This is a genomic window from Acinetobacter sp. YH12211, assembly GCF_013418015.1.
Taxonomy (GTDB): domain Bacteria; phylum Pseudomonadota; class Gammaproteobacteria; order Pseudomonadales; family Moraxellaceae; genus Acinetobacter; species Acinetobacter towneri.
This window is the reverse complement of the sequence record NZ_VPCW01000018.1, coordinates 23,565-43,244: the sequence shown is the minus strand read 5'-3', so window position 1 is coordinate 43,244 and position 19,680 is coordinate 23,565. Positions and strand designations below refer to the sequence as shown.

Annotated in this window: 20 protein-coding genes; 8 read left to right on the top strand and 12 right to left on the bottom strand. The window is 43.6% G+C overall.

Going from position 1 to position 19,680, the window contains the following annotated elements; translation table 11 throughout:
• The 3 genes from FTU98_RS09715 to FTU98_RS09705 all read left to right on the top strand — a co-directional run.
• Positions 1 to 236 (top strand): zinc ribbon domain-containing protein (locus FTU98_RS09715; RefSeq protein WP_180051344.1); only part of this gene is annotated, 236 nt, incomplete at its 5' end.
• A 206-nt stretch (positions 237 to 442) separates the two neighbouring features.
• Positions 443 to 679, top strand: coding sequence for a DUF2061 domain-containing protein (locus FTU98_RS09710; RefSeq protein WP_004976091.1), 237 nt, complete (start codon positions 443 to 445; stop codon positions 677 to 679).
• Between the two features lie 207 nt (positions 680 to 886).
• On the top strand, positions 887 to 1,747 hold the full coding sequence (locus tag FTU98_RS09705; RefSeq protein ID WP_180009098.1) for a LysR family transcriptional regulator: 861 nt from the start codon (positions 887 to 889) through the stop codon (positions 1,745 to 1,747).
• Positions 1,748 to 1,841: 94 nt separating this feature from the next.
• Here FTU98_RS09705 and FTU98_RS09700 read toward each other — a convergent pair whose 3' ends face one another.
• Both FTU98_RS09700 and FTU98_RS09695 read right to left on the bottom strand, forming a co-directional pair.
• Entirely contained in the window at positions 1,842 to 2,087 is a 246-nt protein-coding gene (locus FTU98_RS09700; RefSeq protein WP_004976087.1) for a DUF2789 family protein, read from the bottom strand.
• Between the two features lie 153 nt (positions 2,088 to 2,240).
• Positions 2,241 to 2,891 carry an HAD family phosphatase gene (locus FTU98_RS09695; protein WP_070155338.1) on the bottom strand — a complete coding sequence of 217 codons (651 nt, stop codon included), beginning with the start codon at positions 2,889 to 2,891 and terminating at the stop codon, positions 2,241 to 2,243.
• Between the two features lie 183 nt (positions 2,892 to 3,074).
• Here FTU98_RS09695 and FTU98_RS09690 point away from each other — a divergent pair, with 183 nt between their 5' ends.
• Entirely contained in the window at positions 3,075 to 3,557 is a 483-nt protein-coding gene (locus tag FTU98_RS09690; protein WP_004976084.1) for an RNA pyrophosphohydrolase, read from the top strand.
• Positions 3,558 to 3,656: 99 nt separating this feature from the next.
• Complete coding sequence (gene ptsP / locus FTU98_RS09685) at positions 3,657 to 5,954, top strand: phosphoenolpyruvate--protein phosphotransferase (protein WP_167845752.1); 2,298 nt, start codon at positions 3,657 to 3,659, stop codon at positions 5,952 to 5,954.
• Between the two features lie 15 nt (positions 5,955 to 5,969).
• Here ptsP and FTU98_RS09680 read toward each other — a convergent pair whose 3' ends face one another.
• Positions 5,970 to 6,161 carry a hypothetical protein gene (locus tag FTU98_RS09680; RefSeq protein WP_004976081.1) on the bottom strand — a complete coding sequence of 64 codons (192 nt, stop codon included), beginning with the start codon at positions 6,159 to 6,161 and terminating at the stop codon, positions 5,970 to 5,972.
• 442 nt (positions 6,162 to 6,603) lie between these two features.
• On the opposite strand from FTU98_RS09680, the gene FTU98_RS09675 reads away from it, so the two are divergent.
• On the top strand, positions 6,604 to 7,095 hold the full coding sequence (locus tag FTU98_RS09675; protein ID WP_004976080.1) for a macro domain-containing protein: 492 nt from the start codon (positions 6,604 to 6,606) through the stop codon (positions 7,093 to 7,095).
• A 135-nt stretch (positions 7,096 to 7,230) separates the two neighbouring features.
• Here FTU98_RS09675 and FTU98_RS09670 read toward each other — a convergent pair whose 3' ends face one another.
• Positions 7,231 to 8,883, bottom strand: a complete 1,653-nt coding sequence (locus FTU98_RS09670; protein WP_131261059.1) for an acyl-CoA dehydrogenase family protein — start codon at positions 8,881 to 8,883, stop codon at positions 7,231 to 7,233.
• An 81-nt stretch (positions 8,884 to 8,964) separates the two neighbouring features.
• On the opposite strand from FTU98_RS09670, the gene FTU98_RS09665 reads away from it, so the two are divergent.
• Together FTU98_RS09665 and FTU98_RS09660 are read left to right on the top strand one after the other, a co-directional pair.
• On the top strand, positions 8,965 to 9,597 hold the full coding sequence (locus tag FTU98_RS09665; protein WP_180051342.1) for a TetR/AcrR family transcriptional regulator: 633 nt from the start codon (positions 8,965 to 8,967) through the stop codon (positions 9,595 to 9,597).
• Positions 9,598 to 10,134: 537 nt separating this feature from the next.
• The gene (locus FTU98_RS09660; protein WP_096902685.1) at positions 10,135 to 11,655 is read left to right on the top strand and encodes a catalase; all 1,521 of its coding nucleotides are present in this window, start codon (positions 10,135 to 10,137) and stop codon (positions 11,653 to 11,655) included.
• 163 nt (positions 11,656 to 11,818) lie between these two features.
• Here the strand turns inward: FTU98_RS09660 and FTU98_RS09655 are convergent, their stop codons facing one another.
• The 8 genes from FTU98_RS09655 to hcaE all read right to left on the bottom strand — a co-directional run bounded on the left by FTU98_RS09655 (position 11,819) and on the right by hcaE (position 19,410).
• The gene (locus FTU98_RS09655; RefSeq protein WP_180009104.1) at positions 11,819 to 12,871 is read right to left on the bottom strand and encodes an MBL fold metallo-hydrolase; all 1,053 of its coding nucleotides are present in this window, start codon (positions 12,869 to 12,871) and stop codon (positions 11,819 to 11,821) included.
• Between the two features lie 247 nt (positions 12,872 to 13,118).
• A complete protein-coding gene (locus FTU98_RS09650) occupies positions 13,119 to 14,027 on the bottom strand; it encodes a DMT family transporter (RefSeq protein WP_096902690.1) in 909 nt (302 codons plus the stop codon).
• Between the two features lie 88 nt (positions 14,028 to 14,115).
• A complete protein-coding gene (gene hcaD, locus FTU98_RS09645; RefSeq protein WP_180009106.1) occupies positions 14,116 to 15,342 on the bottom strand; it encodes a 3-phenylpropionate/cinnamic acid dioxygenase ferredoxin--NAD(+) reductase subunit in 1,227 nt (408 codons plus the stop codon).
• A 4-nt stretch (positions 15,343 to 15,346) separates the two neighbouring features.
• Positions 15,347 to 16,312: a 3-carboxyethylcatechol 2,3-dioxygenase gene (locus FTU98_RS09640; RefSeq protein ID WP_167845747.1), complete on the bottom strand. Its 966-nt coding sequence runs from the start codon at positions 16,310 to 16,312 to the stop codon at positions 15,347 to 15,349.
• A gap of 71 nt (positions 16,313 to 16,383) precedes the next feature.
• Complete coding sequence (gene hcaB / locus FTU98_RS09635) at positions 16,384 to 17,199, bottom strand: 3-phenylpropionate-dihydrodiol/cinnamic acid-dihydrodiol dehydrogenase (protein WP_004976058.1); 816 nt, start codon at positions 17,197 to 17,199, stop codon at positions 16,384 to 16,386.
• A gap of 2 nt (positions 17,200 to 17,201) precedes the next feature.
• The gene (hcaC, locus tag FTU98_RS09630) at positions 17,202 to 17,528 is read right to left on the bottom strand and encodes a 3-phenylpropionate/cinnamic acid dioxygenase ferredoxin subunit (protein ID WP_004976057.1); all 327 of its coding nucleotides are present in this window, start codon (positions 17,526 to 17,528) and stop codon (positions 17,202 to 17,204) included.
• The gene (gene hcaF, locus FTU98_RS09625) at positions 17,528 to 18,046 is read right to left on the bottom strand and encodes a 3-phenylpropionate/cinnamic acid dioxygenase subunit beta (protein ID WP_104853007.1); all 519 of its coding nucleotides are present in this window, start codon (positions 18,044 to 18,046) and stop codon (positions 17,528 to 17,530) included. Before hcaF ends, hcaC begins: the two co-directional genes overlap by 1 nt.
• Entirely contained in the window at positions 18,043 to 19,410 is a 1,368-nt protein-coding gene (hcaE, locus tag FTU98_RS09620; RefSeq protein ID WP_167845746.1) for a 3-phenylpropionate/cinnamic acid dioxygenase subunit alpha, read from the bottom strand. The genes hcaF and hcaE overlap by 4 nt, the downstream gene beginning before the upstream one ends.
• Between the last annotated feature and the right edge of the window lie 270 nt (positions 19,411 to 19,680).

The following is a 19,680-nucleotide window of genomic DNA, read 5'->3' as shown; positions in this document are numbered from 1 at the left end:
AGTATAAATGCGAGAACGCAGGGGTATGTTATGAAGAAGTCAATGAAGCCTATACCACCCAAATTTGTTCGTGCTGTGGCTCACGCTCCAGTAGTCCGGAAGGTAGAGCAGGACTTGGAATAAGAGAATGGCAGTGTGTGGAGTGCGGTACGCTCCATGATCGGGATGTAAATTCCGCACTGAATATTCTTGCGCTCGGGCATGAGCGTCTAGCAGTAGGAATCTCCGTCCTTTAGGTCGGGGAGGATGTCAATGATTCATCACGACCTGCCTATAAGCAAAAACAAATAGATGCTTAAAATTTTGACCTTATAATCTTTCTATTAAAATCTAATTTTCCAATCAAAATTACAAAATTATTCGTTTTTACAAATTAAATAAGAATAATTATCCTTTAGCTATCCACACAGAAAACGGTCAAAGCAGCAGAAGGAGTATTCACATGAGCCATATTCAAAAATTTGTCGCCAACAATCAACGCATGTTCAAAAAAACTTTAAGCTACTACATCATGCACATCACCGTGGCGATGGTGGTCGGTTATATAGTCACAGGCAATATTTGGATGGCCATTACCTTAAGTTTGGTCGAACCGACAGTACAAGCTGTTGCGTATTTCATTCACGAGCGGATTTGGGAAAAGAAAGCACAAACGCAAGATTCTAAAATTATCGCTTAATGGTTTTATAGATTCTGCTTGTGAATATTCCATTTCAGTTTGAGATCATCTTGGTTGCAGCCCACGATGATCTTTTTTTATCTCTGCTGTATCTCTACAAGATCATCCCGAATGCATAGTTTAAAAATAAGTAGAATTTGTTTTGATTAATTCTAATTTTTTCTAAATAATAAGCACAGTAATAAAAAATCTTTATGGATGGTGCAAATGAATCTTGCAGCCTTTGAAGCCTTTGTTAAAGTCATGGAAACAGGTTCTATTTCTTTGGCAGCAGATCAGTTATTTATTACCCAACCTGCGGTGACCAAACGTATTCACAGCCTAGAAGACTATTTTGGCGTGAAACTGTTTGAATCAGCAGGTCGTGGAGTGCAAGCCACGCATGCAGCACATTCATTATTACCCAAAGTCAAAAACTGGCTGAATGAACTGGGCGATATTCACCACACTCTCAGTCATGAGCAAGGACAGGTTCAAGGCAAACTGAAAATCGGCACCAGTCACCATATTGGTTTGCACCATTTACCCAATCATTTACGTGAATATGTACAGGAATTTCCCAACGTCACGTTAGATGTGCATTTTGTCGACTCAGAACAGGCACATGAACAAGTTTTGGCAGGCGATTTAGAACTGGCTTTTCTGACCTTACCGCCCAAATTAGATGAACGTCTGTCTTATGTCACCATTTGGAATGATCCATTGGTGTTTGTGGTCGCATCTTTTCATCCGCTTGCACATCAGGAAAACCTGCAATTGACCGATTTACTCGCCTACCCTAGTTTGTTGCCTGCCGCGCAAACCTATACCAGTCAAATCACTTTGGCAGAGTTTGAAAAGCAAGGTGTTAAACCTAAAGTCACCATGAGCAACAATCCGTTAGAATCAATTCGGATGTTGGTGTCAATTGGTTTGGGATGGTCTGTTTTACCTAAAACGTTGGTCAATCAGGACTTACAACAGTTAGATATTGACTTAGAAATGAACCGTCAATTGGGCATGGTATGGCATCCGGGACGGACGCAATCACGCGCTGTTTTAGAATTGATTGAGATGATGAAACACTAAAAGATTAATGGTTTCTTTTGAATGAAAAACACCCTCAGACACGATTGTACTGAGGGTGTTTTTTTATTGGCTCAACTTGGACACAAGTGAAGTCTTAACGACTCACCGAATCTTCATGCAAAGATTCATTCAATTGGTCTACCACAATTGCCCATGAACCATCCGATTTCATTTTTTCGACGATAAACTGACGCTGTGCTTCCGTCCAAAATTCTGCCTCGGCAATTGTTGTTTCTGCATTCAATTGATGCGTTTCAATAAATTGCTGAATCGCAGCTTCACTGGCATCCAAACCCAGTTGTTCAAATAAATGTGTCATTCTTGGGCGTACACCACTCATTTTTTCACTCCTGATCATTTTTAATTCTTGTCTTACCTTAGCATGCCTATTCTAAAAATGAATGACATAATCCAACATTGCAATAAATAAAAACAAAAAATAAATCAATAAGCTAGTAAAAGCCAGAGTAGCAACACCTCAAAAAATTCAGACTTAAATTGACCAATCCTGCACATCCCAACCTTGCTCTTCAGCCAAAGCCTGTAAACGTGCATCAGGATTTACAGCAATGGCGTGATCTGCATATTCCAACAAGAAACGATCATTAATCGAGTCTGAATATGCCCAAGATTCTGTCACTTCACGCCCTGCAAGCCATTGCTCCAAACGCACCAACTTGCCTTGTTGATAACACGCAGTATTAATGACTTTGCCTGTATATTTACCATCGACCACTTCGGCATTGGTGGCAATAATTTCACTAATACCAAACTCACGGAAAATAGGTGCAGTAATAAAGTCAGATGTTGCTGTAATCCCCACCAATTCATGCCCTAATTCTTGATGACGCTGAATAGCTTTAAACCCTTCAGGGCGCATTTGTGGACGAATCACCTTTTGCATAAATAATTCATGCAAATCTGTGAGGTACTGATTGTCGTGCTGGGTTAAAAACTCAAATACAAATTCGTTATATGCAATTGGGTCGAGTTGCCCTGCTTTGTAGTCTTCATAAAACTTGTCGTTCATGGCGCGATGGCGAACAGGATCGACCAAGCCTTCACTTACCAAAAACTCACCCCAAGAATGATCTGAATCAGTATTTAACAAGGTGTGATCGAGATCAAATAGCGCCAATTTCATGAAAATACTCGTAAAAACTGAAATTTAAGAAAAAAATTGTAAATCTATCTCCGCTAGTCGATAGAAATTCGTTAAGATCATAGCAATTTTAACATTATTTACACTTTGCGTTTTCGAGTTGGAGAAAAGAAATCATCATCCCCGAGTGCAAAGTCATAAATTAAACAATATTTAGGTAGCCAAATGATCGACTCAGAAGGTTTCCGACCCAATGTCGGGATCATTTTGGCAAACGAGTTTGGACAAGTTTTATGGGCAAAACGCATTGGTCACAATGCATGGCAATTTCCGCAAGGAGGTATCCAATATGGAGAAACCCCTGAACAGGCACTTTATCGTGAGCTGAGAGAAGAAGTTGGCTTACTGCCCGAACACGTCCAAGTTATCGCGCAAACTAAAGGTTGGCTGCGTTATCGTTTGCCACATCGGTATATACGCACGGATTCGGATCCCGTATGTATTGGTCAAAAACAGAAGTGGTTTTTATTGCAACTGACAGCGTCAGCGCATCATATTCGGCTGAATTTGTCAGATCCACCCGAATTTGATCAATGGCAATGGGTCAGTTACTGGTATCCGCTTGGTCAGGTCGTCAATTTTAAACGTGACGTCTACCGTAAAGCGATGGTGGAGTTGTGCAATCAATTGCCCCTGAAAAAACCTTAAAATTTGCATGAAGATGTAGATTTTTTAGCTTATTGTTATAGGGTCATCTGTGGTGTAAAACTGACCTCAAATCATTGATTGGAATATGGAGTAGCGCGTATGTCGAACATGCAACTGGATACCCTTAGACGCATTGTACAAGAAATCAATGCGTCCACCAGTTTGCATGAATCACTCGATATTATGGTCAATCAGGTCGCAGAAGCCATGCATGTGGATGTCTGCTCTATTTACCTGCTCGATGAACGCAATCAACGCTATTTGCTCATGGCATCAAAGGGTTTAAATCCTGAGGCTGTGGGGCATGTGTCTCTACATACCAGTGAAGGTTTGGTCGGTTTAGTCGGACAACGTGAAGAAATTGTCAACCTAGACGACGCACCTAAACACGAACGCTTCATGTATTTGGCCGAAACAGGCGAGGAAATTTATAATTCTTTCCTTGGCGTGCCTGTCATGTATCGCCGTAAAGTTATGGGCGTTCTTGTGGTGCAAAACAAGGACAAACAAGACTTTTCTGAAGCGGCAGAATCCTTTTTAGTCACACTTTGTGCTCAGCTTTCAGGTGTCATTGCGCATGCGCATGCCGTGGGCAACATTGATGTGTTCCGCAAACCCAACAACCTGCCTGCCTACAAAACCTTTCAGGGCGTATCAGGTTCGGGCGGGATTGCACTGGGTCGTGCGGTAATTCTGTATCCACCTGCAGATTTGGCGGCTGTACCTGATCGTGAAGCTGAAGACATTAGTGAAGAGTTAGAATTACTAGACAACGCACTAGATGCAGTGCGTCAAGAAATTCAGGCACTAGATGACAAAATGCAGGATGCCTTAATGGCAGAAGAACGCGCTTTATTCAGTGTGTTCCTACGCATGTTGGATGAAAATGCCCTGCCTGCAGAAATTAAAGAACTGATTCGTGAAGGTAACTGGGCACAAGGTGCAGTGCGTATTGTAATTGACAATCACATTGCCCTATTTTCGCAAATGGAAGATGACTATTTACGCGAACGTGTTTCTGACCTGAAAGATTTAGGGCGTCGTATTCTCGCCTCTTTACAAGAAGCCGATGCCAGTCACCGTGAACTGACCGATGAAAGTATTTTAATTGGCGAAGAAATTTCCACAGCAGCTTTGGTAGAACTACCTGTCGATAAAATTGCAGCGATTGTTACCACCGAAGGCGCAATGAATTCTCACATGGTAATTGTGGCACGTGCTTTGGGTATTCCAACCGTAGTTGGCGTAACTGAGTTGCCGATCAACAGCCTAGACGATGTGGAAATGATTGTAGATGCGCACCAAGGTCGGGTGTTTATCAACCCGCCACGTCGCATGCGGACACGCTATAAAGAAATTCAAAAAGAAGAAGAACAGATTGCCAAAGACCTCAAGCAATATGAAACCAAAGATGCCATTACCCCTGACGGCGTAGCGGTAAAATTGTATGTCAATACAGGCTTGATGATTGACGTGGTGCGTGGCGTACAACGCGGTGCTAAAGGTGTTGGTTTATATCGTTCTGAAATTCCATTTATGCTGCGTGACCGTTTCCCGGGCGAAGAAGAACAGCGTGCTATTTACCGCCAACAGCTCAGTCACTTTGCCAACAAACCTGTGGTGATGCGTACGCTAGATATTGGCGCAGACAAGGACTTGCCGTACTTTTCGATTGAAGAAGAAAACTCAGCCTTGGGTTGGCGCGGGATTCGCTTCACGCTAGATCATCCTGAAATTTTTTCTTCGCAAATTCGTGCCATGCTCAAAGCCAGTATTGGTTTGAATAATCTGCATATTTTGCTGCCAATGATCACCAGTGTCAGCGAGGTTGAAGAAGCCTTGTATTTGCTAGATCGTGACTTGCAAGCAGTGCAGGAAGAAGAACAGGTTAAAATCACCAAACCGAAAATTGGCATTATGGTAGAAGTACCGAGTGTGCTGCTGCAAATTGATGAATTTGCCCCGTTGGTGGATTTTTTCTCGGTAGGATCAAACGATTTAACCCAGTATTTATTGGCAGTGGATCGTAACAATCCGCGTGTGGCCAACGTCTATTCACACTTTCATCCTGCAGTACTGCGCGCCTTAACCCGCTTGGTGAAAGAATGTCATAAATATGACAAGCCTGTGAGCGTTTGTGGCGAAATGGCAGGAGATCCGCTGTCTGCGGTAATTCTGATGGCAATGGGCTTTAATACCCTGTCGATGAGTTCAAGTAATATCTTGCGGGTGCGTAAAGCAATTTGTCATGTACCGATGACCGATGCGCAACATTTATTAGATCAGGCGTTAAAAATGAATAATCCGCTGATGGTGAAAAGTCTGATGGAATATTATTTTAAAACCCATGGCTTGGGCGATATGGTGAAACTAGCGACACGTATCGTATCTCCATAAAACTTAGTTTAAGCCTCAAGCAACACACCATTCACTCCAAAAACAACAAGGGCGATAATCATCGGAATATCGCCCTTGTTTGTGTTTGCTATAGCCTCGTTTGGCATTTTTCTTACGGTCTACAAAAACCTGACTTTTGTTGACTTCGTGCATGTGTTTGGCCACAAAGTTATGCTGAATAAGCTCAGGCTGTTTTTTCTTTGCCATTGCGCTGTTCCTTTCGGTTGATCATAGAAATGAGCAGTGTCACTACTCTTTATAGATGGAGATGTTGAGGGAAAATTCAAGCCAATTGCTTCTGCATAACGTGACTATTCTCTCGCCAATGTTCCATGTTCAATTGGGAAGCCGATCATACGCTTTTTTGTACATTTTACAAGCGACTTTCATTCAATAGTGCTAAGATAAAAAGAAGGGTAAATAAATTATTGCGCCACTTTATCAGATTTTTCTGACGGTTATTTTTGAAGGCTATTTTAAAGAATACTCAGCGGCTTTACCCATACAATTATAGCATGAAATTCTAAAAAATTTTATTACTTTGCAAAGACTTAGTAGTTATAAAATCCGCTAGAAAAACGGCAATGATTGGCTAATATGAATATAGAAGATCAGTTTAACAAGACCATTAAAAACAGGAGTCAAATTCATGATTTATGAAGTTTCTGGAGATATTTTACTGAGCGAAGCACGTGCGATTGCTCACGGTGTTGCCCCTAACGATAACTTTGCAACAGGTTTGGCTTTAAGTCTGCGTGAGCACTGGCCTGCGCTATATAAAGACTTCCGCAACTATTGTCATATTTACCATCCTAAAGCGGGTGAGCAATGGACTTGGGTCAATGCCGAAGGTCAACGCATCGTCAACCTGATGACTCAGGAAGCGGCTTATGACAACGGTTCAAAACCAGGTAAAGCATCGACAGAATACGTCAACCGCACTTTGAAAAACTTAAAACAGTTGATTGAAGAAGAGAAAATTGAAAGCTTGGCGTTACCGCGTCTTGCAACAGGTGTAGGCGGTTTAGATTGGGAAGATGTACGTCCACTCATCTACAAACACTTAGAAGATTTGGATATTCCAATTTACATCTACACTCTATATCAAAAAGGTGTAAAAGCTGAAGAGCCTGCGAAATAAGTTTCGCTGAAGCAATCAGCTTTGCTACAAGCGAGCGTGATTGATCACGACTCGACTGCAATATACGGTTCAATTCACCCGTTTGGTTTTACCAAGCGGGTGAATTTTTTGTGCAGAATCAAGTAGCAAGGGATGCTATGCTGAAAATGCACGCTGCAAGATGGATGCAACATCGACCTGTTTAGGTTTAAGCATACCCACCACTTGCCCATGCAATGCACTATAACGCGACTGAATAAAACCTTCTGCCACAAAACTTGGCGCATAACGCAACAACAAAACCGCTTGTGCCAAAATCACCAAACGGCTCACCAAAGCACGTGCCATAAATTGTAAATCGTTGCTGTTCGTGGTCTGCAATAACTGCTGCAAACCATCTAATTCACTGCCCAAAATAGGATGAGTAACGGCAGTGCGAGCAAAATCCTGCAATAACACCTGAATCAGCTCAGGTTCTCGCTGCATAGCGCGTAGTACATCCAGACACATGACATTGCCTGAACCTTCCCAAATGGTATTTACAGGTGCTTCTTTGAAAATACGTGCCATGATGCTGTTATCGACATAACCATTGCCACCAAAAACTTCCATCATCTCACCTGTAAGTTCCACCGCGCGTTTGCAAATCCAGAACTTTGCAGCAGGGGTCATTAAACGCTTCCATGCCAAAGACACAGCATCATCGCTTTCATAACAATGTGCCAAATGAAAACTGAGCTGTACCGCAGCTTCAGTTTCCAAAGCCAAATCTGCCAAGACTGCCTGCATTAATGGCTGATTCGCCAAAGTCTGTCCAAATGCTTGACGTTGTCGAGTATAGGCAAGGCATTGCACCAAGGCTTGACGCAGCATGGCACTACTGCCCACAGCACAGGTTAAACGAGTGTAGTTCGCCATTTCAATAATGGTGGGAATACCGCGCCCTGCTTCGCCAATCATGATGCCCCACGCCTGCTGAAATTCGACTTCAGAACTGGAGTTACTCCGATTTCCCACTTTGTCTTTTAAACGCTGTACCTGAATATTATTTTTTCTGCCATCTTCTAACCAACGCGGTACAAAGAAACAAGCCAAACCATCTTGTTCGGTATTGGCGACCACCAAATGTGCATCACACATTGGTGCAGAGAAAAACCATTTATGACCTGTGAGCAAATAGGCTTGCCCACGCCCTGTTGCTGCGACTGGAATGGCAAGCGTTTGGTTGGCACGTACATCTGAACCACCCTGCTTTTCGGTCATGCCCATGCCCAACCAAATAGATTTCTTTTGTGAAATCGGCACATCACGCGGGTCATATTCATGCGATAACAGTTTTTCGCCCATGCTTGCCCATAATTCAGGTTCACGCTGAATGAGCGGAATACTGCCTAAAGTCATGGAATTTGGACATAAATTGCCACACTCAACCTGTCCCGCCAAATAAAAGCGACTGGCCCAATCGACCCATTTTGCCGTAGATTGCGGTTGTTTAAATGGATGTGCATGCGTGTCAAACTTGCGATTCAGCGCCATCCAGTGATGCCATGCGGGATGAAACTCCACTACATCTTTACGGCGTCCACGTGCATCGAAGGCATGTAAAATAGGCGTATGCCGATTGGCTAAATCGGCATAGTGATAATATTCTGCCGATGCTGCAATATGTCCCAATTCGCTCAGTCGAGTCTGATCTTGACTGCCATAACGGGTTAAAATTTCTTGTAAAACCGTATCGGTTTCAAATAAGTTATAGTCTTGTAATTCATCAAACTGATTTTGAATTTGATGGGTCATCCATGTCTGCATTGTGTCACTCCTAGACAAACGCGATGCTATCATTGCATTTAGTATAGAGAAAAATATGTGCTCAGGTGTTCGGCTTTATTTATGAAAAATTCTGAGGTTCAAGTGCGCCGTAAGCCGCGCCAATCGCGGGCTAAACTGACTCAAGAGGCTTTACAGGAAAGTTTTGTTCGGCTTTTGCATGAACGCTCGGCAGCTGAAATTACCATTCGTGAAATTACTAATTTGGCAGGTGTCGGTTTAGGCACTTTTTATGAATACTTTGCCAAGAAAGAAGATTTACTGGCATTGACGATTCACCTGCAAGTCAAACAGCATGCAGAACACTTAAAAAGTTATGCCCAACAGCAACTTGAGTTATCCACAGTTGTTGAAATAAACCGCTATATTGCAACCATCATTCAGTTTCAGCTTCAGCAAATTCAGGCACAACAATGGCTTTGGGCGCAGACTTTTTTACTGGAACGGCAGGTATCACACATTGAAACTTACCAAAAAAGTTACAGCATGATGCTACAGATGTGGCAACAGATTTTCGCACCTGTCATACACAATGCCGAACAACAACTGCGCCTTGCTTTGAATCTGCATCGCATCAGTTATGGTTTTATTTCGCAAAGTTTATTAATCAATCCACATTATCAAGATTGGGATGCCTTGCACACCGATATTTCATTGGCGATTCAACCGTTTTTAGTCTCTGTTTCAGATATTTAATGCTGCAAAAACTATTAGGGTCTGTTGACACTTCGTCTATGTTTGCGACGACGCATATTTTTTTAGCTGATATAAGGCATGAGATAGGGAATTTAGTCATTCTAAGTGACTGACACATAACGTAATAGCAGCAAAAAATATGCTTGTCCTGAAAGGCTGTGACTAAAACTTTCTCAGATTGCGTTATGAAACTTGGCAATAGTCTCGCTATTCCCTGCGTTTCATGCCTGATCTGCTCAGTTTTAGCCTACAGCGCAAGCCATTTATGAAATGTCAACAGACCCTGATTTCCACACAAACAATAATCGAATACACCAATCATAAACAATAAATTTATCTATTTGTAAAATTATAAAAATCGTTTTACATTAAAATGGTGAGATTTGAAAAGCTTTCATCTACAAAGCCCGATCTGCATGGTATTGTGGTGTTGTAGTTGATTTTTTAAACAAACAAAACGGTTCATGGCCGCTTGTTTTAGAAGCTAAATTTCTAATACAGCCCACCACATGATGATCACAATAATGGAGAACAACGATGAGCCAAGAGATAAAAAAATGCCCTGTAACGCATTTAACCACCGATGCAGGCGCACCTGTTGTAGATAACCAAAATAGTATGACTGCGGGCGCACGTGGCCCACTCCTTACTCAAGATTTATGGCTCAATGAAAAGTTGGCAAACTTTGTACGTGAAGTAATTCCTGAGCGTCGTATGCATGCCAAAGGTTCAGGTGCGTTTGGTACGTTTACGGTCACGCACGACATCAGCCAATATACCCGTGCCAAAATTTTCTCTGAAGTTGGCAAAAAAACTGAAATGTTTGCTCGTTTCTCTACCGTTGCAGGTGAGCGTGGCGCTGCCGATGCAGAACGTGACATTCGTGGTTTTGCTTTAAAATTCTATACTGAAGAAGGCAACTGGGATTTAGTCGGTAACAACACACCAGTGTTCTTTTTCCGCGACCCACGTCAATTCCCTGACCTGAATAAAGCGGTAAAGCGTGACCCACGCACCAACCTGCGTAATGCGACCAATAACTGGGATTTCTGGACTTTGCTGCCAGAAGCACTGCACCAAGTCACCATTGTGATGTCGGATCGTGGTATTCCTGTGGGTTATCGTCACATGCATGGTTTTGGTAGCCACACCTATAGTTTTATTAATGCCAATAATGAGCGTTTCTGGGTGAAATTCCACTTCCGCACTCAACAAGGCATTCAAAACCTGACCGATGCAGAAGCAGCAGAATTGATTGGTCGTGACCGTGAAAGCAGCCAGACTGACCTTTACAATGCCATTGAACGCGGTGATTTCCCGAAATGGACGCTGTTCGTGCAAATCATGCCTGAACTGGATGCAGAAAAAGTCCCTTATCACCCATTTGACCTCACCAAAGTTTGGCCGAAAGGTGATTATCCACTGATTGAAGTGGGTGAATTTGAACTGAACCGTAACCCTGAAAACTACTTCCAAGATGTTGAACAGGCTGCCTTTGCACCAAGCAACCTTGTACCAGGAATTAGCTACTCGCCAGATCGCATGTTACAAGCGCGTTTGGTCAACTATGCCGATGCTGCACGTTACCGTGTTGGTGTGAACCATTCACAAATTCCAGTGAATGCTGCACGCTGCCCTGTGCACTCAAACCGTCGTGATGGTCAGGGTCGTATGGATGGCAACTATGGCAGCTTGCCACACTATGAGCCAAACAGCTTCCATCAATGGCAAGAGCAACCACAATACCGCGAACCACCGCTAAAAATTCGTGGCGATGCAGATTTCTGGGATTATCGTGAAGATGATAGCAACTATTTTAGCCAGCCGCGTGCCTTGTTCAATTTAATGAACCCTGAGCAAAAACAAGCACTGTTTGATAACACGGCACGTGCAATGGGTGATGCTTTAGACTTTATTAAGTATCGTCATATTCGTAACTGTTATGCATGTGACCCTGCTTATGGCGAAGGCGTTGCAGCGGCTTTAGGCATGACCGTTGCCGATGCGCAAGCAGCACGTGCCAGTGACCCTGCACTTGGTCAGCCTGGCGTACTGTAATCTTTGTAGTTAAAGATCAAGTCAGTCTGAACAGCAAGACTTTAAACACCAAAACAAAGCCCCTATTTCGATAGGGGCTTTGTGTTCTATATCTATCATTGCCACTTTTCAGTAGCGTGAAAAGTAGCGTGTCACTTTTATTTAAGGTCAAGTTTTTAAAAGATTAAACAATTAATTTCTTACCTTCACGAATACAATAAAATGGGTTCATCAGTTTAGAAGAACGCTTCATGGCTTGATGCAAATCTGCCTCAGGCTGATCACGTCCTTCATCAGTCAATTCAAAGGTTCGATAGTGAATTGCCAATGAACATTTGGAATGTAAGTCTTTATGTGCCTGAAAAGCATCTTCAGGATTCATGTGCATATAACGCATTAAATTGTGGGGTTCATAAGCACCAATCGGCAAAAGTGCCACGCGCGGTGCGCCAATGCGGGTTTGGATTTCTTTAAAGTGTGACGAGTAACCTGTATCGCCCGCAAAGAAGCAATGATCTTGCCCATGCAAAATAGAAAAACCGCCCCATAACGCCATGTTCTGATCACGTGCGCCACGCCCTGAACCATGTTGTGCAGGGGTGTAGACAATTTTCACTTCTTTAAATAAAGCCGATTGCCACCAGTCCATTTCAATCACATGCAAATCAGGCGGCAAATACCAAGCATTGCCCAAACCTGTATAAATAGGCATGGCAAATTGATGATTCAGCCATTTTAAGGTGGCTAAATCCATGTGGTCATAATGGTTATGGCTCAAGAAGACGGCATGAATGGTCGGTAAATCTTCCAGTGCAATCCCTGCAGGACAGGCACGTTTAGGCCCTCGCCCCTGTTTCGGACTGGCATGCTCTGCCCAGACTGGATCGGTTAAAAAGTTATACGGTCCAATTTGAATCAGCACCGTTGCATGCCCCACAAACCAAACTTGCCAATCATCCAAACTGGCGTGTGGACGTAATTGTGGCAAAGCACTTGGCGCTGTAAAAAATTGCTGTGCTTCTTGTTGCGGATTGACATTCCAACTGTTCGATTTGCGTTTTAGCAACCATTTCAATAAATCAGTTTGGCTGCGCCCCTCAGGACACGCAATCGGATTAAAAAACTGCGCTCCATCATAATGATTTGAAGGCAAAAACTGCAGCTTGGGTTTACGCCAAGTATGCGACCAACAGGCTTCCGTTGGCAGTTGAAAATGCTTTTGTTCCACGTTGTTCATGTAAGCCCAATAATATATAGCGCATCTACCATGATGCTTTTTATCCTGATCTGTTCAGAAAAAAACACAGCTTTGGTTCATGTGTTGACTCTATCACGCATAGTAGCGAAATCAAGCAGGCAATTTCCTTTATGTTTTTGTTGTTTTGAGAAAAAAGTCGTATCGACAGCGGGTTAATGATCGGAAATTTATACCTCAGATAAACGAGGCTTTAGAAAAACCTAAACACGGGTATAGCAATGCGGGCTTAGCGTTTAGCAAAATATTGTTCGCGCCATTCTTTCCAGAAATACATCACAATCCCGAACATCACCACGGCAATGCCAATAAACGCATTCATGCTGATGTGTTCATTATTTAAGGTCGCACCTAAAATTAACGCGATGATGGGAGTCATCACATTACTTAAAGATACGGTTGAGGCATTTAAACGACGAATCAGCCAGAAATAACACAGCATGGCGACAATAGACGACATGATCATGGTAAATACAAAACCAATCATGGCTTGGCTGCTTGGCATTTGAGTCGGGAAATGCGACCAAATAAAGGGAATTAATAACAATGACCCTGCCGATGATACCAATAAAGAACCTGTGGCTTGTGACATCGGCTTTAAAGGAGCATTGATTTGTTTGACCCAAAAAATTGAGCTGATATAGGACAGCATACTGATAAACATCAACACCACGCCCCATGGATTCACTTTGCTGTCGGCAGAGTCTGCAAAGACAAAGCTGAGTCCTGCAATCGCAATTGCCATCCCTGTCCACTGTAAGGCAATCAATTTTTGCGTGCGTAAAATCACATGACCAATCAAGCCTGCGATTAAAGGAGAAAAACCAAAAATCAGTGCCATTAAGCCTGAAGTTAAATAATTGGCGGCCAAGTAAATAAATAGCTGTGCACCAATTAAATTCAGACTACCCGCCAAATAGCTTTTCATTGAGGTGTGATCAAAAGGCAGTGGATCGCGCATGAGTTTAAGCACGCACAGCGCAATCACGGAAGCCCCAAAGTAGCGGATAATCAAAACCCACATTGGATGAATTTCCTGCACACTCCAGACAATCGCCAATGGCGTGGTCGCCCAGATGAGTACCAATAAGGCATAAATACTGGCGGTTACCACAACAGGAGATGTATTCGTATTCATCGCTTGCTCAACATAAAATGGACACTTTTCTTCGGCAGATAAAAAACAGACCCAAGTTGCCTCAGGTCTGTTTTTCATCAGTTCAAGCTTACTTCACCAATTTGCGAAGGTCTTGGCTCACATCTAAATATTTGTCTGCTTCAAAAGCAGCTTGTTTAGCAATCAGCTTTTTCAAGTGACGCATATCTTTGGCTGAGTTGACGGTAATTCCGCCGACAATCACGCCATCGGTCACACCAAACAATACGAATGAAGACTCACTGCGTTTGGAAGCATCCATCTCACCACGCACATGCCATTCTGCTGCTGACATATCTCCTACAAATTGGTAGTTAATGTCGAGTTGATCAGTCCAGAACCAAGCGGGATTGGCTACAGGATGTTCCACGCCCATCACATGACGCGCGAATATGCCTGCTTGCAGGTTGGCATTTTCCCAAGTTTCTACACGACGATGATTGCCACATTCACGCAGTTGTGATGCGACATCGCCCGCAGCATAAATGTCTGGGTTTGAGGTTTGACAGTTTTCATTCACATGCACGGCAAAGTCTGCATCTAAGCCTGCTTCAACTGCCAGTTGTGCGTTTGGAATAATCCCAATACCGTAAATCACCGCATCGGCACGTAGTTCTTCGCCACCTTCTAGGGTCACGACAATTTCTTCACCATCTAGCTTGCAATCTGCAATTTGCGTAGACAGACGTACATCAACTCCTGCCAATAACTGCTGTTGCAGTAAAAACTCACTCAAGATGAGTGGTGATGAACGTCCCATCACCATTGGTCCCATTTCAATGACGGTTACCCGACAGTCTTTGAAACGTGCAGAAGATGCCAACTCTAAACCAATCACACCACCACCAATTAAGATGATGCGACGACCCGCTTGTAATACAGGGACTAAGGCTTGCGAGTCTTCAAGATTACGCAACGTGTAAACGTGTTTACCTAAGGCATCAAAATTTGGCAAGCGACGTGCAGCACCGCCTGTGGCAAGTAACAACTTGTCGTAGGCAATAACCTCACCATTTTGCAATTCAACCGTATGTGCTTCGGCATTGATTTTGCTCACGCCATTGCCACGAATAGTGGTCACACCTAGTTCTGCCAATTTTTCTTCCGACAGAATCTCGATTTTGGTTTCTTCAGGACGCAAAATCACATCTTTAGACAACGGTGGACGCTCATAAGGCAAATGTATTTCATCGCCAATTAAGATGATGTTGCCTGCATATTGATTGCCTCGCAGCTCAAGAATGGCGCTCGCCCCTGCCTGACCTGCACCCACAATCACAATTGTTTCTACACTCATGGGCTTAACCTTTTAACTCGGCAGATACGATGCCAAAGCCCGCAATCCACTCACTAATATCTTCATAGCAATGCGTGGTCATTTCATACGCACCCAGTTCATCTAACGCAGCAAAAGCAGCCATCCACGAACGGACTTCCTGACCACCACGACCACCATCTCGACGAATTTCAGCTTCGGTCATGGCTTCCATAGCCACAAAGTCTGCCTGTTTGAATTTTTCAAGCAAGGCAATATCCCACTCAGGGCTGAGCGGCACAGCCACAGAGGTATCACCTGCTGCAAGTTTTTGACCGACTGCAATCACTTTAGCCTGACGTGCATGACGTGCTTCAGGACTCGGATTACGACCTGCAATTAAAAATTCTTCAACTTCAGGCGGTACTGAACCCATTTGCGGTGTTGGTGGATCGTGCGACAAACCACCTGTACCTAAAACAAGAACACGTTCATTTTCAAGATTCAACGACTTGATAAATTGACCCACAGCACGCCCCAAAGCAATGGTACGCTTGGTGGTTGGCATCGGCGCTGCAGCGCCATTAATAAACACGGGAATGGTTGGATAACGATCTAGCTGCCCTTCACACAAAAAGTGTAATGGCTGAGTCACCCCATGGTCGGCCTGCATACGATACGAATATGCAACATCTACACCTTCATCCAACACACGGCGCACCATCGCCAAGGCTTTGTCTTCAGGCACATCAATACGGTTGTTGTCTTTGCCGTAGTCCCAGTCACCCGCAGCCGTAGCACGAATACCGACACAGAAACTTGGCATCAAATCGTAAAAGAAACCGTTGAAATGGTCTGGACCAAAGGTAATGATCAGGGTTGGATCGTATGCTTTGACTTCGGCAGAAAGTTGCTCAAAGGCAGCACGAACTTTTTGTTCTTTAGATTGATCTTGCGGTGTTGCAAATTCCATTAAAGGACTGTGCGATGCACAAATGAGTTTAACGGCCATGAAAGACTCCTAAATAAGGAAGGCAGCCCAGAGAAAGGCTGCCGATTCGTCTATTGAATTTAGACTCAATTTTATTCGTCAAAAAAACCTGCACGTGGTTGACGCAAACCACGAATACCCAAACCACATTCTGCATTGATCAGAACGCCAGTCAGCGCACGGTTATTTTGACGCGATGCCAAGAGCACATACGAACCAGTCATGTCTTCTGGCTCAGGCAAGAAATTCAGCGGCATACCGCGTGCAATTTTTTCAGGATCACGTGCATCGAGTAAGCCTAGGTTTTCCTGACCTAAAGATGCTGCGCCCTTAATATTGACATTCATCGCTGAAGGCGCAACAGCATTGACACGTACTTTAGGTGCCAATTCATAAGCCAACTCTTTCATGATGCCAACACCTGCATGTTTAGATGCAGTGTAAACAGGACCACCGCCTGAAGAATACAGCGCAGAATTGGATAAGGTTAAGATGATAGAACCTTCAGATTTCACCAACTCATCCAGTGCTGCTTTTGCCCCCAAGATTAACGCCTTGGTATTGATGCCCATGATTTCATCAAAGGCTTTTTCAAGCTGCTCACCAGAAGTATTGACGATATCTGCGTAGTGATCCCAAATCCCTGCATTGCCAATAAAGCAATCCAGCTTTCCAAAACGCTCCACAGTGGCCTGCACAGCACGGACATTGTCTGCATAGTTGGCAACATCACCAGCGACTGCCACGATTTGATCACCAAAACGTTCTTTTAAGGCATCGACTTTAGATTGTGAGCGCTGTAACACGCCCACATGCGCACCTTCTTCAAGAAAGCGCTCGACCAAAGCCCAACCTAAACCAGAACCGCCACCTGTAATCAGTGCCACTTCGCCTTTTAGCCAACCCATGCTTACTCTCCTGCCATTTCTACATATAACGCGCCGTCTTCAACCACCACAGGGAAAGTTTGAATCGGGTCGGTGGCTGGCAAGCATAATGCTTGACCAGTCTTTAAACAGAAACGTGCAGAATGCAGTGGGCATTCAACTGTGCCATCATCTTCAAGATAACCTTCAGACATTGAGGCATTGCCGTGTGAACAACGGTCATTCATGGCAAAGAACTCACCACCGTTGTTGAATACTGCCAGTGCTTCAATACCGTTCACACCGCAATCCACTTTTAACGCTTCGCCTTCGTCTAATTCGTCAACTTGGCAAACAAAGATTTTATTCATTAGAAGAATACACTCAGGTTGTGTGAGTTATAGGTTACTTGGTCAAGTACAATCTTACGGTTGAAGATCTGGAAGCCTAAGCCACCTTCAACACGACGGATTTTGTCATGGCGCTTACCACAGTAAATAGTCACGTCTTTCTCTTTTTGAGTACGGTACAACAAGTAAGTTACGTGTACGTCGTATTCACCTTCGACCTCTGTCGCTTCAACAATCACGTTGCTGACCATATGCGTGGTACGTGACGGAGGTTCTTCAGCCCATGCCATACCTGTTTCCAGACGTGCAACACGGCGCTCAAGCAAGTGTTTGTTGTCGTTGAACACCCAAGTTGTAGGTGGTTCAACTGAACGACGACGGTCACGGGTTTGCGCATTTGGTGTGGTACGCAAGGTATAAGAAATGTCTTCTGCCATGAGGTCTAACCACTCACGGAATTTCCAGTCGTCCAGCAATTTTGCTTCGCGATACAAGAATTGGCTCACTTCATGTTGAAGTTCTAAACTGATTTGACTCATTTCATTAGCTCCTTCTCGTATTCGTCAGCTGCTTTTTCAACGTCTTCCCATTTTTCATGGATCAGCAAGTCTGCCCAACGGCGGTACATACCACGTGCTGCAGTTTCAGAGAAAATGTAGTTGGTGATTCCTGGAATACCATCTTCACGTACTTTTTCGTTGCCTTTACCCATTTCGACAATGAGCTTGTTTTGACGTGCTTTATAGCCGCGCAATACTTTTTGAATTTCAATCCAGTTTTCAGAGTCATCTTGCTCTAAGAAACCTGCAGGACCGAAAGCACGTGTTGCAGAACGCTCAAATGCTTCTTTCACGTCTTGAGGTGCTTCAGCATCGGCAATACAGAATGCCCATACTTCAGTTTTGTTTGGACCACGTGGATGCCATACGCGCAGTGTTGCAGTACCGTTCAACCAAGACAGTGTTGGGAACATGGTGTTGTGACCTGCAAGACGTAAAGCACGTACTTCGCCTAAACGCTCTTTCACTTCTTCGTAAGTTTCGCGGAAGTAATTGGCAACTTCACCATCAACCCATACGTTTGCATCTGGTTTTTCTGTAAAGAAGAAACCTGAACCGTGACCACGTGAACCATACTGAATTGCATCTTTGGCAGTTTCCCAAACAGGACGAGCTGTTTGCGCTGCACCTAATTGTTTGGTGCTGTCATCATCTGGTTTTGCACCAAGTACCTGAATGGCAGAGGCGTGTGAGAACAAAGCGTGATATTGGTCAGAAGCAAACTGTTCTGCAGCAAATTTCCAGTTACAGTCAATTTCCCACTTGTGTACGCCACCAATAATTTCAGTACCACCCGGACGACGGTCAATCACGCCATCTAAGTACCAAGCGATGTCGCCCATATATTCTTCTAGGTCTGGAGTGGTTTCATCCCAGCAACCAAAGATCAAGCCTTTGTAAGACTTCACGCGGTTCACTTCCACCAAGCCCCATTGCTCTTTACAAGCACCTTGTGGATACGCACGTTCTTCTAAAGGAATATCTTTGAGTGAACCATCAATACCGTAAGACCAACCGTGATATGGGCAAGTAAATGCACGGGTATTACCACAGTCTGCAAAGCTCACACGCATAGAACGGTGACGGCACTGGTTTAAAAATGCTTTGATTGAACCGTCTTTTTGACGTGCCACAATAATTGGATCTTCACCCATGTAGGTGTTGAAGAAGTCGCCAGCTTTAGGAATTTGGCTTTCATGACACAGGAACAACCACGTACGGCCGAACACACGTTCAAGTTCTAATTCGTAGATATCTGGATCTGTATAAATAGATGGAGTGATACGTCCATTTTGTGCATCGACCAAAGCGTCGATTTCGCGCACATCAATTTTTCCACTCATGAAAAGCTCTCCTGTGACCAACAACGGCACAAAGTAAATAGACTCAACTTTTGATGGATAATGGTTTTTTAGGGACGTTTAGTGAAATATTTTTTTTGTTTCAATTAATAGTTTTTATAGATTAATCCAGCATTATATTTTGCATTTAAATCGTTGCATAATGATGAAACCCTATTTACTTCGTGAATGACACAATAATTCTCACCGAATAGTTGTTTATAGATCATTCTTTTATTAATCTATAATTAGACATATTTTGAATTAATCTTT